This window comes from Actinocorallia lasiicapitis, assembly GCF_054778695.1.
Map to the genome: position 1 here is coordinate 1 of NZ_BAAGZI010000325.1, position 6,748 is coordinate 6,748.

5 protein-coding genes are annotated in these 6,748 nt (G+C 73.6%); all 5 read left to right on the forward strand.

What is annotated here, in order from left to right; all coding sequences use genetic code 11:
• A partial coding sequence (locus ACYVE7_RS26305; RefSeq protein ID WP_460368188.1) for an SWIM zinc finger family protein occupies positions 1 to 933 on the forward strand: 933 nt, incomplete at its 5' end.
• A 91-nt stretch (positions 934 to 1,024) separates the two neighbouring features.
• Positions 1,025 to 2,629, forward strand: coding sequence for a DUF5691 domain-containing protein (locus ACYVE7_RS26310; RefSeq protein ID WP_460368189.1), 1,605 nt, complete (start codon positions 1,025 to 1,027; stop codon positions 2,627 to 2,629).
• 225 nt (positions 2,630 to 2,854) lie between these two features.
• Positions 2,855 to 3,934 carry an ATP-binding protein gene (locus tag ACYVE7_RS26315; RefSeq protein WP_460368190.1) on the forward strand — a complete coding sequence of 360 codons (1,080 nt, stop codon included), beginning with the start codon at positions 2,855 to 2,857 and terminating at the stop codon, positions 3,932 to 3,934.
• 11 nt (positions 3,935 to 3,945) lie between these two features.
• A complete protein-coding gene (locus ACYVE7_RS26320) occupies positions 3,946 to 6,396 on the forward strand; it encodes a DUF5682 family protein (RefSeq protein ID WP_460368191.1) in 2,451 nt (816 codons plus the stop codon).
• Positions 6,393 to 6,748: (2Fe-2S)-binding protein (locus ACYVE7_RS26325; protein WP_460368192.1), on the forward strand; the 356-nt coding region annotated here is incomplete at its 3' end. The genes ACYVE7_RS26320 and ACYVE7_RS26325, both read left to right, overlap by 4 nt.

Consider the following 6,748-nt stretch of genomic DNA (forward strand, 5'->3'; position numbering starts at 1 on the left):
GGCGCCCCCGCGCCCGGCGTGTGGGCGGCGCGGCGGGACTCCCGGGTCGAGTCAGGGCTGGCCGAGTTGGCGCGCTGGCTGCGCGACCAGGTGGCCCGCGGCCTCGCCGGCACCGAACGCGTCCCCTACGCCCACTGGGACGAGGCGGCCCGCCGCCTGGTGGACGCGCAGGCCCCCGCCCTGGCGTCCCGGATCCGCGAACTGGGGGGTCTGGCTCAACGTGCGCCCGACTGGCCCGCCCGGCTCCTGGAGGAGTACGGGCTGCTCCATCTGCTGATCCGCGCCCACCAGCGGCGCGCCGAACTCCCGGCGTCGCTGCACGCCACGGTCCGCGCCCGGATCGGCTACCCCGTCCCCCGGGCCGAAGCGCTCGCCGGCGAGCGCGTCCGCGACACCTGGTTCACCACCGCCGAGTCCGACTCCGTGTCCGACGGCCTGGTCACCCGCCGCACCTACCTGCGGGGCGCCGCCACCTCCCGCAACGCCCTGATCCTCACCCACGCCCCGTCCCACCAGCCGATCGTCTCCCCCACGGTCCTCGGGAGCGCTCTGATCGCCGAGCTGGCCTTCTATCCCGGCGCCCAGCCCCTCCGCGCCCTGATCGCCGCCGAGGTCGAGGAGAGCGGCACGGGTGGTGCCGCCCTGGGAACCGCGGTCGACGCGATGCTCGACGAGTACGCCGGGGCCCTCGCGCACGATCCGTGGCTCGATCGGTGGCCCGCCCTCCTCGCGGACGTCCGGCTGGCCCGCGCGCACGGCTCGTACCGGCTGGTCGATCCGAGCGGCGCCGGCGTCCCGCTCCTGCTCGGCGCTCCCTGGCGTCTGCTGGCCCTGTCCGGGGGTGCTCCGTTCACCGTCGCCGGCGAATGGACGCCAACCGGTCTTGTCCCTTTGGCCGTCCACCACCCCGAGGAGGGTTCCGTGCCGCTCTGACCGCCGCCTCTGGACGCGGGGCGGGAGCCCTGGGCGTCGCTGCTCGTCGTGCGCATTGCCGGATTTGTCGCTTTGAAGAGAGGTGTTCTTGATGCAGGTGGTTTCTGGCCGGGCCCCGGACGAGCCCCAGGACGGGCGGGAGGAACGCGAGATCCTCGGCGGCGTCTGGGAGGCGCATGTGACGGCCGCGCTGCTGGGCACACGGCGGCGGAGCGTGCCGGAACTGGAAGAGGCCCTGCTGGAAGAGGAGGACTCCGCCGGGCGGCTGCTCGACCAGGCCGGGCTGCTGGCCGTCCAGCGCAGAGGCGGCGTGAAAGCGGATTCGATCGGCGCGGGATCGGGCGAGGTCGTGGCGGCCGCGCCGGTGGAGGAGGCACCGATCGTCCCGGAGCCCGCCGGGCGACGGCTCGAGCTGATCCTGCGCGGCGAGCGGGCACGGATGCTGCCCGAATGGCTGGAGGCCGCGGCCCGCGGCGGGTACCGCGTGCCGGCCCGTCACCTTCCCGAGCTTCTGGACAAAGGGCGGAGCGACCGCGGCATCAGGCCGTTCATCGCGCGGGCCGCGGGGCGGCGCGGAGCCTGGCTGGCGCTGCAGAACTCCGACTGGGCCTACCTGCTGACCGAGTCGGAGGCGGCGGCCGACGACGTCGCCGACTGGGAGACCGGCACCAAAGGGCAGCGTGTCGCGTCCCTGACCGCCCGCCGCCTCCGCGACCCAGCGGCCGCCCGGGAACTCCTCCTCGCATCGTGGACCCGCGAATCAGCGCCCGACCGGGCGGCCTTCCTCGCCACGTTCGAACACGGGCTGTCGCCGGACGACGAGGAGTTCCTCGAACGCTCCCTCGACGACCGCGGCAAGGACGTCCGCCAGCACGCCGCCGACCTGCTGGCCCGCCTGCCCGGCTCCGCCTACGCCGCCCGGATGGCCGCCCGCGCCTCGTCGCTCCTGTCCCTGGACAGACGCACCACCCGTCATCGAGGCACGCCGACGCTCCGGGTGCGCCTCCCCGCCGATCACGACGACGCGATGGCACGCGACGGCATCCCGTTCCACCCACCGGGCTCCTTCGCCCCCGCGTCGGGCCGGGTCGGCGCCCGGGCCGCCTGGCTCCGCGAGATCCTGGCGCGCACGCCCCTCGCCACCTGGACCGACGCGTTCACCCTCGCGCCCGCACAGATCGTCGCCCTGCCCGTCGCCGACGACCTGGCCCGCGACCTCCACCTGGGCTGGGCCCGCGCCGCCCTCCTCCAGCACGACCTTCCCTGGGCCCGAGCCCTCCTGACGGCCAGAACCATCCCCGCCGAATCCCCCCTGCTCGGCGACCTCCTCCGCTCTCTGCCCCTCGACGAACGCGGCTCGATCTCCGCCGACCTGATCCACCACCTCGAAACCGATCCCGACCTCCTCCATGTCCTCTCCCAGATCCCGGCCCCCTGGACCGGCCGCCTCGCCGACTCCGTGCTGACCGTCCTGACCTCGACCCTCTCCGCCGCCGATCCCGCCGCCACCCGTCGGCTCGCCCAGCTCTGCCGGCTGGCCGACGAACGCCTCAGCCCCGCCGCCGCTCCCCGCCTGTCCGCCCTGGTCTCCGCCCACCCCACCTGGCCGCTGACCGAACTCTCCGCGACCCTCCACTTCCGCCACCAAATGCTCACCGAGCTGACCCCTCAGGCCGACCAACCACCCGCACCCTGACCCGCCCGCCCGATCCCGACCCTCACCGACCTCGCGACAGCGAGCCCGGCAGCCGCCGAGCCCGGAGACGGTCCCGGGTCGCAGCGGTCGGCCCGCGCCGAGGGGTACCGACGGGGTTCGAGGCGGTCGGGTGGTGAGGGTTGTTCGGGGCGGGGGGTGGTGTGGTGGGGTGAGGGTCGGGTTCGTGGTGATTTGATCTTTGGGTTCTGGACTTGAGGAGGGGTTGTGGGGGAAGTGCTGCGGCCACATGCCGAGCAGGAGTTCGCGGGGGAACTGGCACGGCTGCGGGAGCTCGACGGGCGCGTGCGGCCGGCGGGGTGGTCGATGTCGCCTTGGGCGGTGACGACCTACCTGCTCGGGGGCGTCCTGGATGACGGAACGGTCATCACGCCCAAATACGTGGGGGCGCGGCGGCTGGTCGAGGTGGCGGTCGCGACCCTGGCCACCGACCGGGCGCTGCTGCTGCTCGGCGTCCCCGGAACGGCGAAGACCTGGGTGTCGGAGCATCTGGCGGCGGCGATCAGCGGTGATTCGACCCTGCTGGTGCAGGGCACGGCGGGAACGTCGGAAGAGGCCGTCCGCTACGGATGGAACTACGCGCGTCTGATCGCGGAGGGCCCTTCGGAGGACGCGCTGGTGCAGAGCCCGGTGATGCGGGCGATGCGGACGGGCGGCGTCGCACGGATCGAGGAGCTGACCCGGATGCCGTCCGAGGTGCAGGACGCCCTGATCACGATCCTCTCGGAGAAGACCCTGCCCGTCCCCGAACTCGGCACCGAAGTGCAGGCGCAGCGCGGATTCACCGTGATCGCGACGGCCAACGACCGGGACCGGGGCGTCAACGAACTGTCCAGCGCGCTGCGGCGCCGGTTCAACACGGTCGTCCTGCCCGTCCCCGCGACGGCCGAGGCGGAGGTCGAGATCGTCGCGCGCCGGGTCGACCAGCTCGGCAAGGCACTCGAACTCCCGGCCGTCAGCACCGGTCCCGAGGAGATCCGCCGTATCGTCACCATCTTCCGTGAGCTCCGCTCCGGCCTCACCGAAGACGGACGGACCAGGCTGAAATCCCCCACCGCGACGCTCAGCACCGCCGAAGCCATCTCCGTGATCACGCAGGGCCTCACCCTCTCCGCGCATTTCGGCGACGGCACCCTCCGCCCCGGCGACGTCGCCGCCGGCCTCCTCGGCGCCGTCATCCAGGACCCGTCGACCGACCGCATCGCCTGGTCGGAGTATCTGGAGACCGTCATCCGCACCCGGGCCGACTGGCAGGACCTCTACCGGGCCTGCCGCGAAGTCTCCTGAACGAGGATCCCGTGACCGTCGAATACTTCGGCATCCGCCACCACGGCCCCGGCTCCGCCCGCGCCCTCCGACGCGCCCTGGCCGACCGCGCCCCCGACCTCATCCTCATCGAAGGCCCGCCCGAGGCCGACGCCCTCATCCCCCTGACCGCCGACCCCGCCATGCACCCCCCGGTCGCCCTCCTCGCCTACGCCCCCGACTCCCCCACCCACCGAGCCACTTTCTGGCCCTTCGCCCCTTTCAGCCCCGAATGGATAGCCCTCCAATACGCCCACACCGCCTCCATCCCCGCCCGGTTCATCGACCTCCCCGCCACCCACACCCTCGCCGAACCCTCAACCCCCCAGAAATCCAACATCCCGACCGAGCCGGAAACGGTCCCCGAGCCCGACGGAGACGGCGAGACCGGAAGCACAGGCAGACCGGCCCAGGCCGAAGAACCGGGAAACAGCCCGACCGAGCCAGAAGCAGTCCCCGAACCCAACGGGGACGGTGAGGCCGCGAGCACAGACAGACCGGCCCACGCCAGAAGGCCAGAGGACGGCCCACGCGAACCGGAGGCTGTCCTTGAGCGCGACGGGGGCGGCGAGACCGGGAGCACAAGCGAACCGGGCGAGGCCGGAAGGCAGGAGGGCGGCCCAGGCGAACCGGAGGCTGTCCTTCAGCGTGACAGGGGCGGCGAGACCGGGAGCACAAGCGGACCGGGCGAGGCCGGGAGGCCAGGGAACGGCCCGGGTGAGTCGGAGGCTGTCTTTGAGCGTGCTGGGGATGGCGAGACCGGAAGCGCAGGTGGATCGGGTGGGGGCGGGAAGGTGGGGTTGGTGGAGCGGGCTCGGCTGGATCCGCTTGGTGTGCTGGCGGAGGTCGGGGGTTACGACGATGCGGAGCGGTGGTGGGAGGACGTCGTCGAGCATCGGGACGGGGAGGAGGCGTTCGCGGTCGTCGCCGAAGCCCTGGGCGTGCTGCGCGGGGACGGCGGGGAGGCAGCGAACCTGCGGGAGCGGCGGCGGGAAGCGTGGATGCGGCAGGCCGTACGGAAGGCGGTCAAAGAGGGATTCGAGCGGATCGCCGTGGTGTGCGGGGCCTGGCATGTGCCCGCGCTGACCGCCGACGTGCCCGTGGCGCGGGACGTCGCGACCCTGCGCGGAATGCCGAAGATCAAGGTCGCGATGACCTGGACGCCGTGGACGTACGGGCGGCTCGTCAACGCGTCGGGGTACGGGGCGGGGGTTCGGTCGCCCGGCTGGTACCACCACCTGTTCCACAGCGACGGCCGGATCGTCGAAAGCTGGCTCGTGGAGACCGCGCGCCTGCTCCGTCAGGAAGGTCTGGACGTGTCGTCCGCGCACGTCATCGAGGGGGTGCGGCTCGCCGAGACCCTCGCCGGGCTGCGCGGACGCCCGCTCGCGGGACTGGAAGAGATCATGGAGGCGACCAGGGCCGTGCTCTGCGAGGGCAGGGACGCGCCGGTCGAGCTGGTGTGGCGCCGGCAGGTCGTCGGCGAGCGGATCGGGAGCGTCCCCGAGTCGACGCCGATGGTGCCGCTCCAGCGTGACGTCCGGGCCGAGCAGCGCCGGCTACGGCTGAAAGCCGACCCGGCGCCCGCCGAACGGGAGCTCGATCTCCGCAAGCCGGTCGACCTCGAACGGAGCCGGCTGCTGCACCGGCTGCGCGTCCTGGACGTCACCTGGGGCGTCCCCACCGCCGTCGGCCGGACAAAAGGGACCTTCCGCGAGAACTGGACGCTCGCCTGGCATCCCGAGTTCGACGTCGACCTCATCGAGGCGGGCGTCTGGGGCGTCACCGTCGCGGCGGCGGCGTCGGCGCGCCTCGAGGACGGGGCCGCCCACGCCCCCGATCTGCCGGCGCTGACCGCGCCCGTCGAACGCTGCCTGCTCGCCGATCTCCCGGACGCGCTGCCCGGCGTCATGCGGTCCGTCGCCGATCTGACGGGCGCGCCGGTGCCGGTGCTGCCGCGCCGCGGCTTCATCCTGGTGACGGCGCCGCTGCCGCCGATGATCCGGCACAAAGTCTACTCGGCCGAGTACGTCGCCAACGTGGCCAGCGACGACGCCGGTCTGGAGACCTCGGCCGTCGTCGAGGGCACCCCTTCGGGCACCGTCCTGATCGGCGCGAGCCGTGAACGCGTCGGCTTCGACCGCACCCTCTCCCTGCCCGTGCTGCGACGCCTCGCCGCCCAGGCGATCGGCCTGTTCCCGTTCCTCGCCGAAGTCCCCGCGCTCCGCACCTACTGCGGCTTCCGCCCCTACTGCCCCGACCACCTCCCGGTGATCGGCGCGGACCCGCGCGCCCCCGGCCTGCTGCACGCCTGCGGCCACGAAGGCGCCGGCATCGGCCTCGCCCCCGTCACCGCCCTCCTGATCGCCCAGCTCCTCACCGGCACACCCCCCGAGATCGACCTCACCCCGTTCCGCCCCACCCGCTTCCCGGAGCAGCCGTGACCTTCACCTTCACCTTCGACGGCCACGACGTCCCCGCCGAAGACGGCCAGACCATCGCCGCCGCCCTCCTCGCCTCCGGCGTCCGGACCTGGCGCACCACCCGCCTCGACGCCCGTCCCCGCGGCCTGTTCTGCGGCATCGGCGCCTGCCACGACTGCCTCCTCACCGTCAACGGCACCCCCCACCTCCGCGCCTGCCTGACCGAAGCCCGCCCCGCCGACCACATCCACCCCGACCGCCCGCCCCTTCCCGCCCAGACGGGCACGTCCGCACGACCGGACGTCCCCGCGCGGCCCGTAGGCGCCCTCGCCCCGGTGGAGCCGACGGGCGGTGGCGACGTGCCCGCGCAGGG